We start from the raw sequence: 21,565 nt of genomic DNA, 5'->3' as shown, positions 1-21,565 counted from the left end.
TTTTTTGATATAATATCCACGAACCATAAAATCAAAAACCAGATCCGATGATTAAATTCCTGCTGTCGGTTGCGATTACGGCCATTCTTTCATTTTTGGCAGGTATATATTTTCCGTGGTGGGCCATTGCCCTGGTGGCAGCGCTGGTGACCGCGCTCGTTCCGCAGCGGCCAACGCATTCATTTCTTTCCGGTTTCGTAGCCGTCGCGGGTTTGTGGATACTCCTGGCTTCGCTGATCAGCGCATCCAATAATGGCATTCTTGCGGGAAGGATAGGCAGGTTGATGGGCGTAGGTAACCATCCGGTGATGATGATTCTGCTCACCGGACTCGTGGGGGGCCTGGTCGCGGGGTTGGCGGCATTAAGCGTTGCATTATTTTTGAGGCGCGTTAAAGTCGAGTCTTAAGTTTGACTTGGAATTTAGGTTGAAACTTGCTAATAATTATAAATATAGGATTAAAGGATATTAATAATGATTTATGTATAAAATTCAATATCTCAAATCTAAAATCTAACATCTAGCGTCTAGCATCCAGCGTCTAATCCCGATTATCGGTCGTTTTCTAAAACAACATTATCTTTGTGCCGGAATTTGGAGCAGCCTGCAACTGTCCAATTATTTAATTAATTTCCGCCAGAGCGGATCAAATTCAAAAGAATGTCACTTCATAATAGGGTTTCCCGGCGGGAACTGAAAGAGCGCATCATCAGAGATGAGACACCCCGCACTACAATTTCATTTTACTGTTATTTCAAGATCGAACAGTCGGCCCTGTTCCGCGACAGGTTGTACCGGGACTTACATTCGCTGGGCGTTTTAGGTAGAATCTATGTAGCATCCGAGGGTATTAATGCGCAGATCAGCGTGCCTGAGGCAAATTTCGAAAAGTTCAAATCAACACTATACCAGATTGAGCCACTGAACGGACTGCGGTTGAATGTTGCTGTGGACGACGATGGCAGGTCGTTTTACGTCCTGGATATTAAAGTCAGACCAAAGATCGTTGCTGACGGAATCAGCGACCCGGCTTTTGATATGGCTAATAAGGGGCGATATGTGAATGCAACGAAGTTCAATGAATTAACGGATGATCCGAATACGATCGTCATCGATATGCGGAATCATTATGAATATGAAGTGGGTCATTTTGAAAATGCGATTGAGATCCCCAGCGATACATTCAGGGAACAGCTCCCAATGGCCGTGGAGATGATGCAGAACCACAAAGAAAAGAATATTATCATGTATTGCACCGGCGGAATCCGGTGTGAGAAGGCCTCCGCTTATATGTTACACAAAGGTTTCAGGAATGTTTTCCACCTGGAGGGTGGTATTATCAATTACGTAAATCAGGCAAAAACAAAAAGTCTCCCGATAAAGTTTCATGGAAAGAATTTCGTGTTTGACCAACGCCTGGGTGAACGGGTAACCGAAGAAGTGATCTCTCATTGTCACCAGTGCGGGCAGCCTGCTGATACCCATGTGAATTGCGCCAATGACTCGTGTCACCTGCTTTTTATCCAATGTGAAGCCTGCGCAAAAAAATATGAACATTGTTGCAGTGAAGCCTGCAGGGATTTTATCCATCTCCCCAAGTCGGAGCAAAAGCGCCTGAGCAGTGGGATCGACCGTGGCAGGAATGTTTTTAATAAAGCGAAATCGAGGTTGCGGGACCTGCAAAGAATTTCCGGGGAAAAGCAAGCTTAGCTTTATCGTTGAAGTGCTGAAGTAATCAGTATTGAAATTTCCCTGAGTCCCGGTTAACCCCGGCCTTCCACCGATCAAACAAAATGAGTTTCTGAAAGTTGCAACTCAAAAGGTACAACGAGGCCGGATAACAGAACCACAAAAAAAAAACCGGTCGGCAGACCGGTTTGATAGCGGAAAAATTCGATGGTCAGCTTCTCATCTTTTTATACATATTAATAAGACTGTTTGTGCTGGCGTCGTGACCTTCTACCTTATTATCATCATTTAGTTCGGGCAGTATCTTGCTGGCCAGTTGTTTGCCAAGCTCTACACCCCATTGATCAAAACTGAAAATATTCCAGATGACTCCTTGTACGAATATCTTATGTTCATACAGTGCGATCAACTGTCCCAAAGTAAATGGCGTGATCATTTTTATCAGGAATGAGTTGGTGGGTTTGTTGCCATCGAAAACTTTAAAAGGTGTCAGCTTTCGGATAGCAGCGGAATCCATACCTGTTTTTTTCAGCTCTGTTTTTACCTCTGCTTCTGTCTTGCCGTTCATCAAAGCTTCCGTTTGGGCAAAGAAATTACTCAATAGTTTTTGATGATGATCGCCCAGAGGATTGTGACTCTTTGCGGGCGCAATAAAGTCACAGGGAATCAAAGGCGTGCCCTGGTGGATCAGTTGGTAAAAAGCATGCTGGCCATTTGTCCCTGGCTCGCCCCAGATCACCGGGCCCGTGGAATATTGTACTTTCTTTCCGTTCCTGTCCACGCTTTTTCCGTTACTCTCCATGTTTCCCTGTTGAAAATAAGCCGCGAACCGGTGCATATACTGATCGTAGGGCAGGATAGTCTCACTTTCCGCCCCGAAGAAATTCGTGTACCAGAGTCCCATTAATCCCATCACAACAGGAATATTCTGATCAAACGGGGTGTTTTTAAAATGCATGTCCGTCGAATAAGCTCCTTTCAACAGTTGTTCGAAGTTTTCGTATCCGATGGAAAGTGCTATTGATAATCCAATGGCTGACCAAAGCGAATACCTGCCGCCAACCCAATCCCAGAATTCAAACATATTTTTTACATCGATGCCGAATTTGCTGACCTCTTTTTTGTTGGTGCTCAGTGCCACAAAATGACTGGCCACGTGTTTGACGTCTTTAGCCTTTTTGAGGAACCAGTCGCGCGCAGTATGGGCATTGGTCATGGTCTCCTGCGTGGTAAATGTTTTGGAAGCAATTAAAAACAACGTGGTTTCCGGGTTCACTTTTTTCAGGGTCTCGGCGATATGTGTCCCATCGACGTTCGAAACGAAATAACATTCTATTCCTTTTACCTGGTAGGGTTTTAGCGCTTCTGTAACCATGAATGGCCCGAGGTCGCTGCCACCGATCCCAATGTTTACGATGGATTTTATTTTTTTCCCCGTGTATCCCAGGTGAGTGCCGTCATGAATTTTCTGGCAGAACGATTTCATCTTACGCTGCACCTTCTTCACTTCGGGCATCACATCCTGCCCCTGGCTTTTTATCGGCTTGCCATTGAAGTTCCGGAGGGCGACATGGAGCACTGAGCGTTGTTCCGTCTGGTTGATGATCTCCCCGCCAAACATGGCCTCAATCGCTTCCCCTAGGCCCGCCTCTTCGGCTAGTGCGTTCAGAAGATCCAGGGTAGTGGCATTGATCCGGTTCTTGGAGTAATCAAAATAAATATCACCAAACAGAATCGAAAACTTATCAGTGCGGTTTTCTTCCGTCTTAAATAAATCACGGATAGGCGTAGCTTCCATGGCTGCCGCGTGTGCCTGAAGTTTTTTCCAGGTTTTTGTCTTTGTTGGATTGATTGATGGGAACATATTATAAAATGTAGGTTATAAAAAGAATGGTTTCAGAAGGTTGTTATTTTGATGAGCTCCCGCGCTCAATATGGAGAGAAGGAATATTAAATACTCTTAACAACATCAATGGTTTTTTGTACCATTTCGGGTGTTATGTCTAGGTGCAGAACCAAACGGACCTTTTCCGGGGCGATAGCATACCACAAAATATTCCTCTCCTTCAGCTTTTCCACCAACGCAGGAGCATTGATACCCCTGGTTTCGAAAATAATGATATTGGTTTGAACAGGAAAGATTTCCTTCACGAATTTATTGTTCTTTAGCGCATGAGCAATTTCCTGTGCGTGTTGGTGATCTTCCTGCAGGCGGGAAATATTATGCTGAAGCGCGTAAATACCCGCAGCCGCCAGGAATCCCGCCTGGCGCATGCCCCCACCAAGTACTTTGCGTATTCTTCGCGCGCGCTCGATAAAAGCTTTGTCACCCAGCAGCAGGCTGCCCACGGGGCAACCCAGGCTTTTGGAAAGGCAGACAGAAATACTGTCAAACAATTTACCATACAGCCCCGGTTCTTCATGCTTTGCCACTATGGCATTAAACAACCGCGCCCCATCGATATGATAACCTAGCCCGTGCTCTCTGCAAACGGTCTGAATGCGTTCGAGTTCGCTAAAGTCGTAACAACTCCCGCCCCCCCGGTTGCTGGTGTTTTCAACACAAACAAGCGAGGTCCTGGCTTTGTGATAATCACCCGGGTTATTGAGGTTCTCCCGGACCTGCCTGGCAGTGATCCGCCCGAAGTCGCCCGGCAGCAGTTTTACTGAACAACCCGAATTGAAGCCGATGCCCCCACCTTCGTATTGATAAATATGCGCATCTGCATCACACACGACTTCATCACCCGGCTGGGTATGGCATTTGATGGCAATCTGGTTTGTCTGGGTGCCGCTGCTGCAGAATACCGCAGCTTCCTTGCCAAACATCGCGGCGGCCATTTCTTCCAGTTTGTTTACAGACGGATCTTCGCCAAATACATCGTCTCCCACTTCTGCAGACATCATGGCGTCACGCATGCCGGCTGAGGGTTTGGTAACTGTGTCTGATCTGTAATCGATAATCATATAGAAAAATCAGTTTAAAAGATGTTGGGCGTAAAGGTATTTCAGTTCGGCAGAAATACCATACATTAATAATCAAAATAAACCTCCTCCTATTGCGAGCCTGATCAAACCCACCACAATAACTACGATACATAATAACCTGCTTCCTCTTGAATTTCCGAGCACAGAGAAGATAAGGCCCACTACGGCCATAGGAATAATCAGCCAGTACATCCATCCAAACAACGGCAAAAACGCGATAGCTGCTACAAAAGCCGCTAAAATGGAAATAAGGCGTGCCAGAAATTTCATGTATAAAGATTTATATGATTAGCATTTAACGAATATAATCATTATACAGCTAAATTAAATATTCTTTATTTTGATTATAAGATCAACTTTCCTTTTAATAACGGATCATGTACACTCCGACAAATGCTGTATCTTTGAGGCGTTACAAGCCAGGCTATCGCTCTCCGTGCATTGGAGGGAGGAAAGTCCGGACAGCAAAGGGCAATACACCGGTGAATAGCCGGGTCCCGGCATCGCCGGGAACAGACAGTGCCACAGAAAATAACCGTCCCGCTCTGTGCGGGATAAGGGTGAAAACGTGGGGTAAGAGCCCACGGCCGTATTTAGTAATAAATACTTCGGGTAAACCTTGGATGCTGAAATGCCATATAGACCGGTGGAGCGGCCCGTTCCTACACCGGAGGGTAGGCAGATTGATTGTTGCGGGTAACTGCAACAACAGATAAATGATAGCCATCCACTTTCAAAGGGGAAACAGAATCCGGCTTATGGCTTGTAACTTTTTGTTTTTTTCCAAATCTTAACCCTAATCATTACCATGGTTGTTTCCCGCCTTCCACTGGCAAATGGCCATCCTGGCCTGATCTTCGTGACTGACAACAATTTTCAGGCGGCACAGAAAGCCCGGTTGCCTCTCTTTGAACTGATTCCTTAAGGATATCAAAAAGTAATTTTGTCAGGATCACGTTTTATTATATCTTTATGATATCACTTTAATACTAAAACGATTTGTATGGAAAAAGTTATTAAGCCGATGTCCGGTTTTCTCGCCCTGATCATCTCGCTGCTCCTTCTGGCGGCAACCATTTATCTTTTTGTTATTGGCGGCAAATTAAGTGACGCAGGCGGTAACGGTGGATTTTATATTGTCACCGCCATCATCTGCCTGGTTGCATTTATCTTTTTTATGAAAGGTCTGATGATCATTCAGCCCAATCATTCAAGGGTGCTGACATTTTTTGGTAAATATGTTGGCTCAGTCAAGGAGAACGGGTTATTCTTCATCAATCCCCTTTACGGCACACAAAGGGTGAGCCTGCGTTCGGAAAACCTGCAGGGTCAGACCCTGAAAGTGAACGACAAAATGGGTAACCCCATTGAAATAGCGGCGGTAATCGTCTGGAAGGTCGGAGATACCTATAAAGCTGCCTTTGATGTAGAAAATTATATAGATTACGTCCGCACGCAGAGTGAGGCCGCTGTGCGTCACCTGGCCGTTAGTTTTCCTTATGACAACCTGGAAGATGAAAAAGCCGATATTACGCTACGCGAAGGCGGAGATAAGGTAAACCAGATCCTGGAGAAAGAACTCTCCGAAAGGCTCGACAGGGCCGGAGTGATTGTCCAGGAAGCCCGTATTGCCCACCTGGCTTATGCCCCCGAGATTGCCGGCGCCATGCTCCAGCGGCAGCAGGCGACCGCTATTGTTGCCGCCAGGACGAAGATCGTGGAAGGCGCCGTTGGGATGGTGGATATGGCTCTGAAAAAGCTTTCGAGTGAGAATATTGTGGAACTGGACGATGAACGCAAGGCGGCGATGGTCAGCAACCTGATGGTGGTACTTTGTGGTGAAAAAGCGGCTCAGCCGATCCTCAATACCGGTACACTGTATGCTTAGACTACTATAGCCAGTAATCTTTTCAGTAGAGTTTAAATTTTTAACCCGGATGGTAAGTCCGAAAACATAAAGTGGGTTTGACGGGAAAGAAAAATTTTGTTATCCGGATCGATGCGACGATGTATGCCACCCTCGAAAAATGGGCGGCAGATGAATTTCGCAGCGTAAATGGACAAATCGAATACCTTTTATACCAGGCCATTTTGCAAGCCGGACGACAAAAAAAGCTGAAAGCTCCTGCGGGGAAAGGGAAGGGGAATGGTCCCAAAGAAAAATAGACCTGAATGGGTCCAGGACTGATGTCCAGTGGTAACGACAGTCCCCGGGGCATTTTGATGCCCGAACCTGTCTTCGCCAGCTTGTCTGAAGCAGCCAGATGCGGTTTGGTTGCCGGTCTGGGGAACCATCTAATTTCATAATTTTTTGAGTTTTCGGGCTGTCAGCACAAAGCATTATTTTTGAAGTGCAAAATTAAACGCATGAGTATTGAAGACAGGTTCCAGCGGATAGACACGTTCATGTTTGACGTGGATGGTGTAATGACTGACGGAGGCATTGTTGTTATGGGAAATGGGGATCTGGCCCGCATCATGAACACCAAGGATGGCTATGCTCTGCAACTGGCAGCTAAAAGGGGCTACCGCTTCTTTATTATTTCCGGTTCTGCACATTCCGGTGTGGAAAGGAGAATGAACAACCTGGGTATTACCAACGTGTATTTTGGTGTAATGAATAAAAAGGCATTTGTGCAAAAACTGATTGCCGAGCACAACCTGGATCCACAAACGATTTTGTTCATGGGCGATGATATGCCGGATATGCCGGTATTTGAAATCGTTGCCATTGGTTGCTGCCCCGCAGATGCTGTTCCGGACGTGAAATCTGCCGCCAGGTATATTTCATCGCTGCCGGGTGGTACAGGTTGCGTTCGGGAGATCATTGAAAAAGTTATGAAGATCCGCGGCCATTGGGGTGTTGACGAAAATATTGCATCAAAATAAGTAATATTATTGCTTATGCGGGCTCTTTTGCCATTTTTGAAGCTTGTCAGACTGCCTAATCTCATCTTTATCATCCTGGCGCAGTCGCTGTTTCAGTTCTGCATTTATTATGCCATATATCCCGAAAGACCAGCGGGCGATCTTCGTCAGTTTATATTACTGGTCCTAGCATCCGTTTTTATTGCAGCGGGTGGAAATATTATCAATGATTATTTTGATTTAAATATCGATCGCATCAACAAGCCGCAAAAGGTGATCCTGGACAGGTTTATCAGCCGGCGAAAGGCGCTGGGCTGGCATCTGGTGCTGAGTGTTGGCGGCGTGCTGCTGACCGCCCTTGCCGTTAATCCTTTTTCCCGCTGGTACCTGGTGGTGGCAAACCTGGGTTGCGTACTACTACTTTGGATTTATTCGGCAAGGTTTAAGCGCGATGTGCTCATCGGCAATGTGATTATTTCGCTGTTGACAGCCTGGACTATCCTGATCATTTTTTTATCCAAATTTTCCATCGCCGACGCGTTTCATTACGGCCCTCCGGAAAAACTAAAATTTTTCCGCTTTGCAATACTTTATGCCGGCTTTGCTTTCGTGATTTCGCTGATCCGGGAAGCCATCAAGGATATTGAAGATATGCCTGGTGACTCCAGGTACCACTGCCATACGATGCCGATCGCCTGGGGCATCCGTGTAACCAAGGTCTATATTGCTGTCTGGGTGATTATCTTAATCGCCGTACTGATGGTGATCCAGTTTTATGTACTCCAGTTCCGGTGGTGGATTGCAGTCGTTTATTGCTTTCTTTTCATTCTGATACCCCTGCTCATTCTTTTCAAAAAATTGCTTGGCGCCGAAGGAGTGAACGACTTTAATGCACTGAGCAGACTCACCAAGGCGATCATGCTCTCGGGTATATTATCCATGATATTTTTCTATATTTACGTTTAATGACAGAAAAGAAAAAGGGAAATATTATTCTTGCCTCGTCCTCGCCCAGGAGAAAGCAATTGCTGGAATGGGCTGAAGTGCCGTTTGAGATCATACCCGCGGAAACTGACGAATCATTCCCCCCGGAAATGGACCTTAAATCAGCGGCACAGTATATAGCCCTGAATAAGGCGCTGGAGGTGAAAAAGAGATTAAATAAAGACCGGGTCATCCTGGCTGCCGATACGATGGTGGCACTGGATGATCGCGTGCTGGGAAAGCCGCTGGACCGCGACGACGCCATTAACATCCTTACACAGTTACAGGGAAATATGCACCAGGTCATAACGGGGGTGGCCATTGTCCAGGGTGAGAAGCAGGTGCTTTTTGCTGATGTGACCGAAGTGAGTTTTCACACGCTCACGCCGCGGCAAATCATGTATTATGTTGACAAGTACCAGCCTTTTGATAAGGCGGGCGCTTATGCTATCCAGGAATGGATCGGTGTTATAGGTATTAAATCAGTGACGGGAGATTTTTATAACGTGATGGGATTGCCTGTCAGCCGCGTCATCCGCGAACTTGAAAATTTTGGCCAAACCCGCCCTAACAGCATGAAAAAATAAGCGCAATTAGGCTGGTTCAGAACGATTGACGCCAGTGAAAATAAATCTCGATTGTAAACCGGTTTGACCTGTCAGGCCATAAACCTTCATATTCTGCCATGAACGAACAGCTCCTGCATTTTATCTGGCAACTGGGATATTTTAACCTGCACTCCCTTGAATCTGTTGATGGCGAAACCATTCAAATTATCCACCCCGGATCCCCCAATACGAACCAGGGTCCGGATTTTGTGGGTGCACGGATCCGCGTCGGAAACACTACCTGGGCCGGAACCGTTGAGCTCCACCTGAAAACCTCCGACTGGGACAGACATCAGCATGGGAATGATAAAAATTATGGAAATGTGATCCTGCATGTTGTCTATGAACATGACCGGGATTCGCATTATCTTCCGACGCTCGAATTAAAGACGAGGATATCGAGGAATCTCCTGAATCACTACCGCGAACTGATGGAGTCGAGGCATTTTATTCCCTGTGAACCGATGATCGCCGGGGTGGACGCATTTACGTTGACTGCATGCCGCGACCGGATGGTGGCGGAACGGATGTCCCGGAAATCTGCACTGATCAAACAGCGTCTCGGTGAAACCAATGATCACTGGGAAGAGACTTTTTGGTGGCTGCTGGCCAGGACTTTTGGATCTGATGTAAACGGGGATGCTTTCGCCGCCGTAGCCAAATCGCTGCCTGTAAATGTATTGGCGCGGCACAAAAACCAGATACATCAACTGGAGGCTCTGCTGCTGGGCCAGGCCGGCCTGCTGGATGAAAAGTTCGACGATCCCTATCCGGCTATGCTCCAAAAGGAATTCAAATATTTAAAATCCAAATACCAGTTAATATCGGTACATCACCCTGTTCATTTTTTGCGCATGCGGCCAGCCAATTTTCCAACGCTCCGGCTCGCGCAACTGGCAGTACTTGTCCATCATTCTGTACATCTGTTTTCAAGGATTGTGGAAGAAGATGATTTGTCGGTTGTTCGCAAATGGTTTGATGTGGAAGCGAATGATTTTTGGCATTATCACTATAAACTGGACGAGGTTTCCGCGTTTCGCAAGAAGGTTGTTGGAGAAACGATGATCAATCATATCGTCATTAACGCGCTGGTCCCGGTGCTGTTTGCTTACGGTGAAATACGTGGCCAGCTGTCATTGAGAGCCCGCGCACTTCGCTGGCTTGAAGAAACTAAAGCAGAGAATAACCGGACCACCCGTGGATTCATGGCTATGGGGATGGAAAATAAATCTGCCTACGATTCCCAGTCCTGGATTGAGTTGAAAACCCGCTATTGTGACTTGAAAAAATGCCTGGGCTGTACCATTGGAAACCGGTTACTCAAAAAGCACATCCCATCCTCCGACGCGCCAGAATGGTAGGCCTGATTTTAAAATTTAAAATTGAAAATTATTGAACGCTGTCTAACACGTCCCGTATGGAAGGAAATGTGTCGCGTTGGTAGCGCGCCAGCGCTGCGGGATCCACCCATTTGATGTCTGTGATATCTTCTGAAGTTTGTGGCTTTAGCACTTCGGGATCCTGGTGTTTCATCAAAAACCAATGTGTTTCTTTCAGGATCTGATGTGTACCCAGGGCATAAGTGTGCCGGGTGATAGTGAGAGGTTTGATCAGTTCAAGCTTTTCGAGGCCGGTTTCTTCCCGCACTTCACGGAGTGCGCATTCCTCCAGGGTCTCGCCGTCATCCAGCTTGCCTTTGGGAAGATCCCAGGTGCCCCTTCTGAAAATCATCAATAGTTGATCTTTAGGATTCCTTACAACACCGCCGCCTGCCTGAATCAGCTGGAATTTCTTGAAGATGGCGGATTTTAATGCTTCCAGATCCGGATGCACAAAAATACCAGTATTGATTTCCGGAAGGTTCAATTCGCGGAACATCGACTTCACAGTATGTGCGTTCAGTTCATCGATCAGGACGGTGTCCGGTTTGTGAAGCAGGGCCTTCATCCGTTTGTCCAGCGCATCACATAAGTAGAGAGGTTTGTTTGAGATATAAACTTTAAGATACATCATTTTATTATTAATGGCGATGAACTTAATTTCGCAGCCTAAATGTAAGCAGGTATCATGAATGACGCAAAAGTAGTTGCAGAAAAGTTATTACAGGTAAAGGCGGTATCACTTCGCCCACAGGAGCCATTTACCTGGACGAGTGGCTGGAAAAGCCCCATTTATTGCGATAACCGGAGTGTGTTATCCTTTCCATATGTTCGGGATCTTGTAAAAAGTGAGATGAGCAATGTCATTTTCAGTCAGTTTCCCGAAGCCGAAACCCTCGCGGGCGTTGCAACTGCAGGTATTCCATGGGGAGCGATGGCTGCTGATCAATTGAAACTCCCATTTATTTATGTAAGGCCAAAACCAAAAGATCACGGCCTGGGCAACCAGATCGAAGGTCGATACGAACAAGGTCAGAAAGTAGTGGTGGTGGAGGATCTGGTCAGTACCGGAAAAAGTAGCTTGCAGGCTGTGGATGCTCTCTTGCAGGCCGGTCTCCAGGTGATCGGGATGGTTTCCGTGTTTTCCTATGATTTTACCGTTGCGAAACAGGCGTTTGAAGCGCGCGGTCTTCCATTTGTGCCCCTGACCACTTATCCGGTTTTACTGGAGCTGGCAAAAGAGAAAAAAATCATCAGTGAAGCAGAAGCGGAGCAATTGCTGAAATGGCGGGAGGATCCGGCTCATTGGACGGGGCTATAAAAATCCTTTGGCCATTTGCAGAACCGCATTACAGCGTAATCTTTTTACCGGTTGCAGCGGCTTTGTAGATCCCATCAATGATTCGCATATCTTTAAAACCTTCTTCACCGTCCACGGGAACCAGCGGAACTTTATTGTCGAGGATAATAGCAGCCATCTCATCCATTTGTATAGTTTGATGGGTTACGTGTGGGAGAGACAAGGCGCCCTGGTGTGTACGCCCTTTGATGGGACCGTATCCGGTTGCGGGGAGCAACTCAGCGAATCCTTTGGTGCCATTCAGAAAGAAACGATCCAGGTTATTCATGGCGTAGGTAGAGAGGCAGGAGGCCACGGCTCCGCCCGGGAAGCCCATTTGAAACTGGATGGTCTCATCCACTCCGGGTGCGAATTTGATTTTATCGGTCTTGGTTTCCTGCGCGGTAATCCATTCAGGTTCTTCACCGGTCAGGTACCGTGCGCCGTTGATGGAGTAGATGCCAATATCCATCATCGATCCTCCGCCGGCGAGTTGCTTATTCAGTCGCCATTGCGTTGGGTTTCCGATTCTGAATCCACTTAGCCCCTGAAAGAATTTAATCTCGCCAAATTCACCTTTGTTCCTCATGTCAATGATGGCCAGGGTATTTGGCTCGAAATGCATCCGGTAACCGACCAGCAGTTTTACCCCCGCTTTCTGACAGGCGCTGATCATTTCTCGTGCTTCTCTGGCGTTGATAGACATTGGTTTTTCACAGATGACGTGTTTGCCGGCCGATGCGGCTTGCAACGTATTGGGGTGATGGAGCGCGTTAGGTGTAAGAACATAAACGGCATCGATATCCGGGTTGTTTTTGATTTGGTGGAAATTTTCATAGGTGTAGCAATCCTTTTCCGGTACGCCGTATTTCTCACGCCACACAGGAATTTTGGATGGGGTGCCGCTTATTAGCCCGGTCACTTTCGCCCTCTTACAGGATTGCATGGCATCGGCCACCCTGGAGGCATATGAACCTAATCCCATCAGCGCTACTTTTAAAACGGGGCCTTCGAAGACCGGATAGCTGAACACGTTTTGAGCTAAGGGTGAACGCTGGTTCCAGAAAGGCAAAAAGGCCGCGGAAAGCGATATTTTTTGTAAAAATTCTCGACGGGATCCCATGGCAGGTTTTAATTTTTATCAAAAATATGTTCCTGCAATATCCGGATTTTTTTCCGATCCTGAAAATCCTGGTTTAGCTCCCGGGGTTTTACTTGAATTAGATTAATTTTATCGCAAATACCATCTACCATGCAAAGAATTGCTGTCAGAATGAAACTTTTCAAAGGGTTTGAGGCTGAGTATAAGCGCCGCCATGATCTGTTATGGCCTGAGCTGGAAGGGCTATTGAAGGAGACCGGCATCGGGGATTATGCCATTTTCCTGGATGAGGAAACAGGTGATCTTTTTGGGGTGTTGAAATTAGTGGAGGGCAGCACGATGGATGATCTGCCCAATCATCCTGTCATGCAGCGTTGGTGGAGTTATATGCGGGATATTATGGAAACGAATCCAGATCATTCGCCGGTGTCAACGCCGTTGAAAGAAGTTTTTTACCTGCCCTAAGACCGTTCATTTAATGCCCTGTTCAGTATCATTTGAAATGGATTGTTTTCATAAAATAACCTTATCTTTAGGCCGGACTAATAATTGTAATAAATACAATTATATCTATTTTGATCGATATCAGGACGAATGTTGAAAGCTGGAACATATATTAAAATAAACCACCACATGAAAAAAATTCAATTTCTCCTTTTGCTTTTGGGAACAGGCATTTCACTGGGCGCACAGCAGACAATAGCGTTGCAACTGAATACCAACGAAGCTAAGACTGTTATTTCCCGTCATATTTACGGGCATTTTTCCGAGCATCTGGGTCGGTGCATCTATGATGGTTATTGGGTAGACCCTGGTATGAATGTTCCAAAAAAAGACCGGATCCGTCTGGATGTTGTGGAAGCCCTGAAGAAGATCCAGATTCCCAATCTGCGCTGGCCCGGCGGCTGTTTTGCCGATGAATATCATTGGCGCGATGGCATTGGCGAGCGAAGCAAAAGGCCAAAAATGACCAATACCCATTGGGGCGGGGTGACCGAAGACAATAGTTTTGGTACCCATGAGTTCCTGGAGCTTTGCTCTCTGCTTGGCACGGAACCTTATATCGCAGGCAATGTTGGTAGTGGCACCGTAGAGGAAATGTCGAAATGGGTGGAGTACCTGAATTCCGATGGCAATAGCCCCATGACACAACTCAGAAAACAAAACGGTAGGGATAAACCCTGGAAAGTGGGTTTCTGGGGTGTTGGCAACGAAAGCTGGGGATGCGGCGGAAACATGACGCCGGAATACTACGCCAATGAATTCAGGAGGTATGCTACTTTCGCCCGGAATTATCCTGGAAGCCCATTGAAGAAAATTGCCGCCGGACCCAATTCGTCAGACTATAACTGGACCGAAGTGTTGATGAAGAATATTCCCCGTCACATGATGTGGGGGCTAACATTGCATCATTATACCATCCCGACCGGAAACTGGGGGAAGAAAGGTTCCGCTACGCAATTTGATGAGGCCGAGTATTTCAATACTATGAAGAATTGCCTGTTCATGGATGAGCTGGTTACTAAACATTCGGCAATTATGGATAAGTATGATAAAGAAAAGCGCGTGGCCCTGGTGGTGGATGAATGGGGCGTTTGGACAGATGTGGAACCCGGTACCAACCCCGGATTCCTGTACCAGCAAAACAGCCTGCGGGATGCGTTGATCGCAGGGACCACCCTGAATATTTTCAATAACCATGCAGACCGCGTAAGGTTGGCCAATCTGGCTCAGACCGTAAACGTACTTCAGGCCGTTGTTCTGACTAAGGGGAACGACATGCTGCTTACCCCAACCTACTACGTATTCGATTTATTCAAAGGGCATATGGACGCCAGACTCATTCCGTTGGATCTAAAATCTCCTGCCTATACGAACGTTGACCGCAGCCTGCCGGCGGTGAATGGATCGGCTTCCATCGATTCGCTGGGTCGCGTAACCATCACCCTGGTTAACATCGACCCGAAAAATGATATCACCATTCAGACCAACCTGGAGGGGAGATCTTTCAGCTCGGTAAAGGGGAGCATACTGACTTCCGAAAAGTTTACCGATATCAATACCTTTGAAAACAAAAAGAAAGTGGTGCCGACCGATTTTAAAGGTGCTAAGATAAATGGTCGTCAGCTTGAAATTAAAGTGCCACGACTTTCTGTGGTGAGCCTTCAGTTGAACTAGTATTCATTTTTATTATTATAAAAAATGTCAGCGACAACACATTTCTGCCATCACTCCAATGAATCGCCTGCGAAACTAAAAAACTAAAGTCGGATTTTTTGAGGTGAGTATAATCAAATTGATCAACATGGGTGCTATTTTAAAAACTATTCCAGTTCTAATTCTCCTGAGTGTTTTAAGTGTTTTCCAATTCGCCTATGCCCAGCCTGGTTTTGGCAGGGCCAACAAAATAAATAACGGCTGGCAGTTTGCACTGGACAGTGAAAACAGCAGTGCGTTGATCCCTGCTGCTGGTGCGCAGTGGCGGCAGGTTGACCTGCCACATGACTGGAGCGTGAAGCAAAAGCTTGATCCAAAAAATGCCAGTTGTATGGGCTACCTGCCGGGTGGTATCGGTTGGTATAGAAAGAAAGTACATATATCAAAACAGCCTGGTAGTATTTATTTATATTTTGAAGGCGTCTATAACCGAAGTGAAGTGTTTGTGAACGGTCAATCAGTTGGGAAACGTCCTAACGGATATATTTCATTCCTTTATGATATAACGCCTTTCGTCCGCTTTGATCAGGATAACGAAATACTTGTGAAAGTCGACCATCATCGTGCTGCGGATTCCAGGTGGTATACGGGTTCTGGGATTTACCGCGATGTGTGGTTGGTCTATGCAAACCCCGTACACATTGCAGAATGGGGCGTGTACGCCTGGCCGGAATTGCAAGGAAACAGAGGGTTCATGAATATTGAGGTGAATATTAAAAATAGTAACCAGCAGTCAGAGCAGGTCAGGGTGGTCAATGAACTCGTTGATCGCAAAGGTAAAATAGTGGCTAGGGATACGAGATCAGTAACAATCCAGCCTGGTACTGAAAGCAAGTTGCAAACAAAACTGAATGTTCTGTCACCTGAGTTGTGGAGCCTCGAAAAGCCAGCGTTATATCAACTTAAAACTAAAGTACTGAGGAACGGAACGCTGGTTGATGAAACGACGACTACGACTGGTTTTCGCTCTTTTGCTTTTGATCCCGATAAAGGCTTTGCCCTGAACGGTCAATGGATGAAAGTTAAGGGCGTTTGTATTCATCACGATGCCGGCGTGCTAGGTTCGGCCTTTTATAAAGACGTCTGGCGTCAGCGACTGCTCACCCTGAAGGCAATAGGCGTAAACGCCATCAGAACCAGCCACAATCCGCAGGCGCCTGCTTTTTACGCACTTTGTGACGAGCTGGGTTTCCTGGTGATTGACGAAGCTTTTGACGAGTGGGAATATCCAAAGCGAAAATGGCTGGAGGGTTGGAACGTTGGGAGGCCTGGCTTTGAAGGCGCTTATGATTTTTTTGATTCCTGGGGCGATAAGGATTTGGGTGATATGGTGCAGCGTGATCGCAATCATCTCTCCGTTTTTGCGTGGAGCATAGGAAATGAGGTTGACTATCCCAATGATCCCTACTCACATCCGGTGCTGGATGGGTCGGCCGAGAGTGGCTTTACGCAGAAAATATTTGGCGGGTATAAAAAAGACGCACCGGACGCAAACCGGCTTGGAGTTATTGCAAAACGGCTCGCTGCGGTGGTGAAGGAATTTGATAAGGCAAGGCCCGTGACAGCCGGACTGGCGGGTGTTGCCATGTCTAACGAAACGGATTATCCCGCTGCGCTTGATATCGCGGGCTATAACTACACGGAAAACCGCTATCTTTCTGATCATCAGAAATATCCCCATCGTGTGATATATGGAAGTGAGAACCGGCACGACCTCGCCGCATGGAAATCGGTCACTAATAACGCATTTATATTTGGTCAGTTTTTATGGACAGGTATCGATTACCTGGGCGAGTCCGGCAGGTGGCCTTCGCGGGGATTTTATTCAGGTCTGGTGGACTTTGCTGGTTTCATCAAGCCTCGTGGTTATTTCAGGCAATCATTATGGAGCGAAAAGCCGATGGCCTATCTGGGGACCTATCCTACGCCTGGCAAACAGGCCGCGGGACAGCGTCAGACGGATGATGTGTTAGCTCAATCCGAAAGCAGGGAGGAGAAGGTACCCTCGATGGATGCCTGGTCATCCTGGCATTATACAGAAGGACAATCTGTCCGTGTGGTTTGTTACACAAACGCAGCGAAAGCACGCTTGTCTCTCAACGGCAGGCAGGTAGGCGAAACTAAAACTTACGATGATCAAACGGGGATCATTTTCTGGGATATTCCCTATCAATCTGGGACGCTTCGTGTGGAGGGGCTCAGCAAAACTGGTAAGGTGATTTCTGCTTACGAAGTCAAAACGCCCGGCAAACCTTTTGCTGTTCGACAAATAAAGGCCGCAACAGACCGCAAACAAAAAGAAGTGGAGCAGATCGCGCTGCAGGTTGTGGATCAGCAGGGTAATCCGGTGGATACCGCAGAGATTGAAATAACCTGCACCATTGCGGGACATGGCGCATTGCTAGGCTTGGAAGCGGGGAATAACCGGGATATGGGAGATTATACCGATAATAAACAGCACACTTTCCGGGGAAGACTGGTAGCCTATATTAAAAGATTGGGGGGAGCAAAGGGCATAAAAGTAAGCTTTTCATCTCCGGGTTTGAAATCGCTAGTGGTCGACCTGTAGTTTCGGTAATGTGCACAAATAAAAGCAAGTGCCGTTTGGTGGTAGTTACCCCCAGGGTGTCGCCATTTGTGACGGAGTTCGTCACGTCCCTGGTTATTATTTCATTAAAACGATATATATTCAAATCTGATCCTAATTTGCATCCAGATACTTTTTAAGATCAGAAATGCTTTTTATTTGTAATTTGTCTGCCTGATGTCTACGCATCATTAAAGCATAGGAATTGTTGAAACCCAAAGGCTTCAGCCATTCAATCCCATATTGTTGTTCGAATTCGGTTTGTACATAATCGTAAGTTTTCTCCGCGCTTCGTGAAACGCTGGCAGCAATTTCTGCTGTAGGTTTTAGTAATACCAATAGCCCGGTTCCGGTGTATTCCGGATAGAAGTCGATGGCATTGTTCATTAACGCATCAAAGCAAATTTTTGTACCACCCAAGCCGGTATTTGTTTCCACTTTATAATTTGTAAAGCCTTCAATCAGCATTTTATATATTTCGGCAAGGATATACTGTTCACCAAATATCTTTGAACCAACCCGTATGACGCCGGAATTGCCAACTTTTGGCATCATGTACAAATCATTCTTTATCAGAAAATCTTTGGCAATTTTCTCTGGTGTTTGTTTTAAAAAGTCAGTTCTGTAATTCAAGTCGGTCATGATAGAGTCATTGAATTTCCCGGCAATTAAATTCAGAGTATTTTCAAGACCGGGGAATTTATTCAATGTGGTTTTCTTAATAATGGGTGCTGCAAAATAAGGCGGAAATATTTTTTTATCGTCCTTCAGGACAATGAGGTCAAAAGCTTTAACCCGCCCGTCCGTAGAATATCCGCTAATGACGTCCAGCTTCTTTTCAAATAGCGCTTTATACATAATCGCGTCGCTTACAATCACAGGGTTTACACGTAAACCATATACTGAACGTAGGCCAAGATCCCCATCTTGTCTCCCCATAAATTCCGGCGTAAAACCCGCCCGAATCTTATTTCTGGAAAGTATATTCACTAAATAAGGCGTGCCAACGATAATAAACGTGAGTGGGATAACATAGACTAATTTTCTCAAGACCTTATAGCCGTATTTTTGCAAAACGGCGATAGACTGATCCAATATAACAGCTAACAAAGCCGCCGGAATCGCCCCCGCCAGTATCATATTGGTGTTGTTCAGCGAAATTCCGCCAAAAATAAATTCACCCAATCCACCCGCGCCGATAAAAGAAGCCAGCGTAGCCACACCCACATTAATGACCGCTGCAGTCCTTATACCTGCGATGATAACCGGCATAGCCAAAGGAAGTTCAACTTTCAAAAGCAGCTGTCGCTGATTCATCCCCATCGCTTTTGCCGCTTCTTTTACTGTATCGTCTACTTCAGTAATTCCGGTATAAGTATTTCGTATGATAGGTAAGAGGGCATAAATCAGCAAGGCAACTATGGCCGGAGTCGCTCCAATTCCAAAAACCGGTATCATAAATCCCAGCAATGCAATGCTCGGAATGGTTTGCAGGACTCCTGCAATGCCTAACACGGAACCCGAAATTCTTCTTTTCCTTGCAATAAGAATCCCCAGGGGGAGGCCAACTACAACGGCTAATAATAACGACGTAAAAGTAAGTCCCAAATGTTGGATCACCTGGTTAGCAAGCTTATCTTGCTGTTCAACGATAAACTGCCAGAGGCTTTGCCGGGTCATTTTAATTGAGATGTGATTTTCTGTATTCGTTAAACGCTTTAATCACCTTTTCATAATAGGCGATATTCTTCAGGTCTGCACTTAGTTCCTGCAAAACATTCCACACACTTGGGTTCCCCGAAAACGAATAGTTGGCATAAAGGTCTCCCGGCTCTTCAATAAAAGCATGTAGATTTTCCATTGTTGCTATTTTATATTCCTGTAAAAGCCTGTTTTCAGCAAAGAAATCCCGTACGAAAGAGTTTGCGGGCTGATAAAGTATTTCTTCAGGTGTGCCTGTCTGTATGATTTTACCATTATCCATCAAACTTATTTTATGTCCCAGTTCAAAAGCCTCGTCAACATCGTGGGTTACCAAAATGATCGTCTTATTTTTAATTTCTTCCAAAGACTTGAATTCTGCGTGAATACCCGCTCTTGTAATATTATCTAACGCGCCGAAAGGTTCATCCATCAATAGTACAGGGGTATTTGCGATCAGAGCCCTCGCAATACCAACCCGTTGTTGTTGCCCACCGCTCAATTCACTGGGAAGGCGGGGAAGGAGATCTTCCGAAAGATGTAGCTTATTCAAGAGTTCTTCGGTCCTGCTTACCGTCCTTTTTTTATCCCATTTTAATAATTCAGGAACTACCGCTATGTTTTGCTGAACCGTATAGTGAGGGAACAGTCCTGCGTGCTGCATCACAAAACCGATGCTCATTCGCAGTTCTTCAACTTTTTTATCCTTAACATTTATCCCGTCTATTAAAATATTTCCTGAATCCGATTCGATAAGTCGATTGATCATCTTAAGCGTCGTCGTTTTTCCACTACCACTTGTGCCTAAGAGTACCAATATTTCTTTATCATTAGCCTGAAAGGAAATATGGTCAACAACATAAGACTTGTCAAAACTTTTGGAAACGGATTCTACGTTTATCATAGCAAGCGAATTATCGGGCTAATCTGATACCTGAGTACTGCCATTGCAATGCAGTCTGAAAAAAATTACGATAAGTGTTTCTGCTGTGTCCTGCTGGCGTCGCTTCAGATGCCCCCCGGAGCACCATCTGGTTGACCATGAATTTCCCGTTGTATTCACCTACTGCACCAGCTTCTTTTTTAAAACCCGGATAAGGAAGGTAAGCGGAATTTGTCCATTCCCAGCGCTGTCCCCAATCCAGTTTCCCCGATGCAGCCTCCCATTCAGCTTCCGTGGGTAGACGCATCCCCTTCCAGGATGCAAAGGCTGCGGCTTCATAAAAATTTACATGACAAACGGCTCCATCCGGATTTATTTCAACCAGACCATACAATGTATAATGCATCCATTTTTCGTTGATAAAATGCCAGTATAACGGCGCTTTTGCATTATTTTTCTTGACCCAATCCCAGCCTTCGGCATGCCAATGTCTGAAATCATGATACCCCCCAGCACGCATGAATTCCAGATATTCAGCGTTGGTTACGTTTTTGTCGGCTATTTCAAATTCATTGAGATAAACTTTATGTCTTTCCTTTTCATTGTCATAGCAAAATCCATCTCCGTCAAAACCAATTTCGTAAATACCCGCCGGGAATTTCAGCATTTGACCGGATTCCGTATGAACGATCCTCTTGTCAGTTTTTTCTTTATAATAAGCCGGGAAAAGCGGGTTATGTCCTAATATATATTTTATATCCGTCATCAAAAGTTCCTGATGTTGCTGTTCGTGATTTAAACCCAGTTCCAGTAATGGTGCGATAGATTCTGCTACTGAAACATTTTGTAAGAGCGCAACCATTTTTTCATCCACATATTTTCTGTAGCTGTAAATATCTGAAACCGTTGGTCTGCTTAAATTTCCCCTGTCGGTACGAATAACCCTGGCACCAATGGTTTCGTAATAGCTATTGAAAACAAAGTTGTACTGTGGATCAAAAACCTGATAAGCAGGGGAATTTGGCTGCAGAATTAAGGTTTCAAAAAACCAGGTCGTATGGCCGAGATGCCATTTGGGCGGACTGACATCTACGATGGGTTGCACAACATAATCTTCGATTTCCAAAGGTGCGCAGATCTCCATTGAATGTTGTCGGATCTCCAAATACCTTTTTATCAGTTCTTTCGTTTCTGCGGTTTTTCTTTGCGTGATATTCATTT

The 21,565-nt window shown here is 45.9% G+C and carries 20 protein-coding genes and 1 other RNA gene; 13 read left to right on the top strand and 8 right to left on the bottom strand.

The features are described from left to right. Positions 1–47: 47 nt before the first annotated feature. Entirely contained in the window at positions 48–407 is a 360-nt protein-coding gene (locus AC3WS5_RS12260) for a hypothetical protein (RefSeq protein WP_492467673.1), read from the top strand. Between the two features lie 252 nt (positions 408–659). Further along, positions 660–1,709 (top strand): oxygen-dependent tRNA uridine(34) hydroxylase TrhO, encoded by a 1,050-nt coding sequence (gene trhO, locus AC3WS5_RS12255; RefSeq protein ID WP_492467672.1) that lies wholly within the window; start codon positions 660–662, stop codon positions 1,707–1,709. Positions 1,710–1,899: 190 nt separating this feature from the next. Here trhO and pgi read toward each other — a convergent pair whose 3' ends face one another. From pgi to AC3WS5_RS12240, 3 genes are all read right to left on the bottom strand, one after another. Beyond that, positions 1,900–3,552: a glucose-6-phosphate isomerase gene (gene pgi, locus AC3WS5_RS12250; RefSeq protein WP_492467671.1), complete on the bottom strand. Its 1,653-nt coding sequence runs from the start codon at positions 3,550–3,552 to the stop codon at positions 1,900–1,902. 86 nt (positions 3,553–3,638) lie between these two features. After that, positions 3,639–4,655, bottom strand: coding sequence for a threonine aldolase family protein (locus AC3WS5_RS12245; RefSeq protein WP_492467670.1), 1,017 nt, complete (start codon positions 4,653–4,655; stop codon positions 3,639–3,641). Between the two features lie 72 nt (positions 4,656–4,727). Further along, positions 4,728–4,946, bottom strand: coding sequence for a hypothetical protein (locus tag AC3WS5_RS12240; RefSeq protein ID WP_492467669.1), 219 nt, complete (start codon positions 4,944–4,946; stop codon positions 4,728–4,730). Positions 4,947–5,087: 141 nt separating this feature from the next. Between AC3WS5_RS12240 and rnpB the strand changes: the two genes are divergently transcribed. From rnpB to AC3WS5_RS12205, 7 genes are all read left to right on the top strand, one after another. Next, positions 5,088–5,450: RNase P RNA component class A (gene rnpB / locus AC3WS5_RS12235), an RNA gene on the top strand. Positions 5,451–5,679: 229 nt separating this feature from the next. Further along, complete coding sequence (locus AC3WS5_RS12230) at positions 5,680–6,564, top strand: SPFH domain-containing protein (RefSeq protein ID WP_492467668.1); 885 nt, start codon at positions 5,680–5,682, stop codon at positions 6,562–6,564. A gap of 77 nt (positions 6,565–6,641) precedes the next feature. Further along, on the top strand, positions 6,642–6,842 hold the full coding sequence (locus tag AC3WS5_RS12225; protein WP_492467667.1) for a type II toxin-antitoxin system antitoxin: 201 nt from the start codon (positions 6,642–6,644) through the stop codon (positions 6,840–6,842). A 201-nt stretch (positions 6,843–7,043) separates the two neighbouring features. Further along, entirely contained in the window at positions 7,044–7,565 is a 522-nt protein-coding gene (locus AC3WS5_RS12220; RefSeq protein ID WP_492467666.1) for a KdsC family phosphatase, read from the top strand. A gap of 15 nt (positions 7,566–7,580) precedes the next feature. Continuing rightward, positions 7,581–8,510: a geranylgeranylglycerol-phosphate geranylgeranyltransferase gene (locus AC3WS5_RS12215; protein ID WP_492467665.1), complete on the top strand. Its 930-nt coding sequence runs from the start codon at positions 7,581–7,583 to the stop codon at positions 8,508–8,510. Continuing rightward, positions 8,510–9,115: a Maf family nucleotide pyrophosphatase gene (locus AC3WS5_RS12210; RefSeq protein WP_492467664.1), complete on the top strand. Its 606-nt coding sequence runs from the start codon at positions 8,510–8,512 to the stop codon at positions 9,113–9,115. The genes AC3WS5_RS12215 and AC3WS5_RS12210 overlap by 1 nt, the downstream gene beginning before the upstream one ends. A gap of 98 nt (positions 9,116–9,213) precedes the next feature. Continuing rightward, positions 9,214–10,497 (top strand): DUF2851 family protein, encoded by a 1,284-nt coding sequence (locus AC3WS5_RS12205; RefSeq protein ID WP_492467663.1) that lies wholly within the window; start codon positions 9,214–9,216, stop codon positions 10,495–10,497. A gap of 28 nt (positions 10,498–10,525) precedes the next feature. On the opposite strand, the gene AC3WS5_RS12200 is transcribed toward AC3WS5_RS12205, so the two are convergent. Then, positions 10,526–11,149, bottom strand: a complete 624-nt coding sequence (locus AC3WS5_RS12200; RefSeq protein ID WP_492467662.1) for an NUDIX hydrolase — start codon at positions 11,147–11,149, stop codon at positions 10,526–10,528. A 54-nt stretch (positions 11,150–11,203) separates the two neighbouring features. On the opposite strand from AC3WS5_RS12200, the gene pyrE reads away from it, so the two are divergent. After that, positions 11,204–11,836, top strand: a complete 633-nt coding sequence (gene pyrE, locus AC3WS5_RS12195; protein WP_492467661.1) for an orotate phosphoribosyltransferase — start codon at positions 11,204–11,206, stop codon at positions 11,834–11,836. A 28-nt stretch (positions 11,837–11,864) separates the two neighbouring features. On the opposite strand, the gene AC3WS5_RS12190 is transcribed toward pyrE, so the two are convergent. Next, positions 11,865–12,977: a Gfo/Idh/MocA family protein gene (locus AC3WS5_RS12190; RefSeq protein ID WP_492467660.1), complete on the bottom strand. Its 1,113-nt coding sequence runs from the start codon at positions 12,975–12,977 to the stop codon at positions 11,865–11,867. A 129-nt stretch (positions 12,978–13,106) separates the two neighbouring features. Here AC3WS5_RS12190 and rhaM point away from each other — a divergent pair, with 129 nt between their 5' ends. The 3 genes from rhaM to AC3WS5_RS12175 all read left to right on the top strand — a co-directional run bounded on the left by rhaM (position 13,107) and on the right by AC3WS5_RS12175 (position 17,742). Continuing rightward, positions 13,107–13,421, top strand: coding sequence for an L-rhamnose mutarotase (gene rhaM, locus AC3WS5_RS12185; RefSeq protein ID WP_492467659.1), 315 nt, complete (start codon positions 13,107–13,109; stop codon positions 13,419–13,421). Positions 13,422–13,589: 168 nt separating this feature from the next. Next, positions 13,590–15,134 (top strand): alpha-N-arabinofuranosidase, encoded by a 1,545-nt coding sequence (locus AC3WS5_RS12180; protein ID WP_492467658.1) that lies wholly within the window; start codon positions 13,590–13,592, stop codon positions 15,132–15,134. 127 nt (positions 15,135–15,261) lie between these two features. Continuing rightward, the gene (locus AC3WS5_RS12175) at positions 15,262–17,742 is read left to right on the top strand and encodes a glycoside hydrolase family 2 TIM barrel-domain containing protein (RefSeq protein ID WP_492467657.1); all 2,481 of its coding nucleotides are present in this window, start codon (positions 15,262–15,264) and stop codon (positions 17,740–17,742) included. Positions 17,743–17,874: 132 nt separating this feature from the next. On the opposite strand, the gene AC3WS5_RS12170 is transcribed toward AC3WS5_RS12175, so the two are convergent. The 3 genes from AC3WS5_RS12170 to egtB are packed head-to-tail and all read right to left on the bottom strand — an operon-like array spanning position 17,875 to position 21,563. After that, complete coding sequence (locus tag AC3WS5_RS12170; RefSeq protein ID WP_492467656.1) at positions 17,875–19,440, bottom strand: ABC transporter permease/substrate-binding protein; 1,566 nt, start codon at positions 19,438–19,440, stop codon at positions 17,875–17,877. 1 nt (position 19,441) lies between these two features. Continuing rightward, a complete protein-coding gene (locus AC3WS5_RS12165; protein WP_492467655.1) occupies positions 19,442–20,365 on the bottom strand; it encodes an ABC transporter ATP-binding protein in 924 nt (307 codons plus the stop codon). Between the two features lie 10 nt (positions 20,366–20,375). Next, the gene (egtB, locus tag AC3WS5_RS12160; protein ID WP_492467654.1) at positions 20,376–21,563 is read right to left on the bottom strand and encodes an ergothioneine biosynthesis protein EgtB; all 1,188 of its coding nucleotides are present in this window, start codon (positions 21,561–21,563) and stop codon (positions 20,376–20,378) included. Positions 21,564–21,565: the final 2 nt, after the last annotated feature.

It is taken from the genome of Niabella sp. CPT15-335-S11 (genome assembly GCF_058792415.1).
Note: the sequence above shows the minus strand (reverse complement) of the source record. Positions and strands in the feature narration are given on the sequence as shown.

What these genes read in the sequence shown, in the direction of transcription:
- AC3WS5_RS12240 (WP_492467669.1), bottom strand. Translation starts at nt 4,946, where the DNA reads ATGAAATTTCTGGCACGCCTTATTTCCATTTTAGCGGCTTTTGTAGCA.
- pgi (WP_492467671.1), bottom strand. Translation starts at nt 3,552, where the DNA reads ATGTTCCCATCAATCAATCCAACAAAGACAAAAACCTGGAAAAAACTT.
- AC3WS5_RS12220 (WP_492467666.1), top strand. Translation starts at nt 7,044, where the DNA reads ATGAGTATTGAAGACAGGTTCCAGCGGATAGACACGTTCATGTTTGAC.
- AC3WS5_RS12210 (WP_492467664.1), top strand. Translation starts at nt 8,510, where the DNA reads ATGACAGAAAAGAAAAAGGGAAATATTATTCTTGCCTCGTCCTCGCCC.
- AC3WS5_RS12260 (WP_492467673.1), top strand. Translation starts at nt 48, where the DNA reads ATGATTAAATTCCTGCTGTCGGTTGCGATTACGGCCATTCTTTCATTT.
- pyrE (WP_492467661.1), top strand. Translation starts at nt 11,204, where the DNA reads ATGAATGACGCAAAAGTAGTTGCAGAAAAGTTATTACAGGTAAAGGCG.
- AC3WS5_RS12200 (WP_492467662.1), bottom strand. Translation starts at nt 11,149, where the DNA reads ATGATGTATCTTAAAGTTTATATCTCAAACAAACCTCTCTACTTATGT.
- rhaM (WP_492467659.1), top strand. Translation starts at nt 13,107, where the DNA reads ATGCAAAGAATTGCTGTCAGAATGAAACTTTTCAAAGGGTTTGAGGCT.
- AC3WS5_RS12215 (WP_492467665.1), top strand. Translation starts at nt 7,581, where the DNA reads ATGCGGGCTCTTTTGCCATTTTTGAAGCTTGTCAGACTGCCTAATCTC.
- trhO (WP_492467672.1), top strand. Translation starts at nt 660, where the DNA reads ATGTCACTTCATAATAGGGTTTCCCGGCGGGAACTGAAAGAGCGCATC.
- AC3WS5_RS12230 (WP_492467668.1), top strand. Translation starts at nt 5,680, where the DNA reads ATGGAAAAAGTTATTAAGCCGATGTCCGGTTTTCTCGCCCTGATCATC.
- AC3WS5_RS12165 (WP_492467655.1), bottom strand. Translation starts at nt 20,365, where the DNA reads ATGATAAACGTAGAATCCGTTTCCAAAAGTTTTGACAAGTCTTATGTT.
- egtB (WP_492467654.1), bottom strand. Translation starts at nt 21,563, where the DNA reads ATGAATATCACGCAAAGAAAAACCGCAGAAACGAAAGAACTGATAAAA.
- AC3WS5_RS12180 (WP_492467658.1), top strand. Translation starts at nt 13,590, where the DNA reads ATGAAAAAAATTCAATTTCTCCTTTTGCTTTTGGGAACAGGCATTTCA.
- AC3WS5_RS12245 (WP_492467670.1), bottom strand. Translation starts at nt 4,655, where the DNA reads ATGATTATCGATTACAGATCAGACACAGTTACCAAACCCTCAGCCGGC.
- AC3WS5_RS12175 (WP_492467657.1), top strand. Translation starts at nt 15,262, where the DNA reads ATGGGTGCTATTTTAAAAACTATTCCAGTTCTAATTCTCCTGAGTGTT.
- AC3WS5_RS12170 (WP_492467656.1), bottom strand. Translation starts at nt 19,440, where the DNA reads ATGACCCGGCAAAGCCTCTGGCAGTTTATCGTTGAACAGCAAGATAAG.
- AC3WS5_RS12190 (WP_492467660.1), bottom strand. Translation starts at nt 12,977, where the DNA reads ATGGGATCCCGTCGAGAATTTTTACAAAAAATATCGCTTTCCGCGGCC.
- AC3WS5_RS12205 (WP_492467663.1), top strand. Translation starts at nt 9,214, where the DNA reads ATGAACGAACAGCTCCTGCATTTTATCTGGCAACTGGGATATTTTAAC.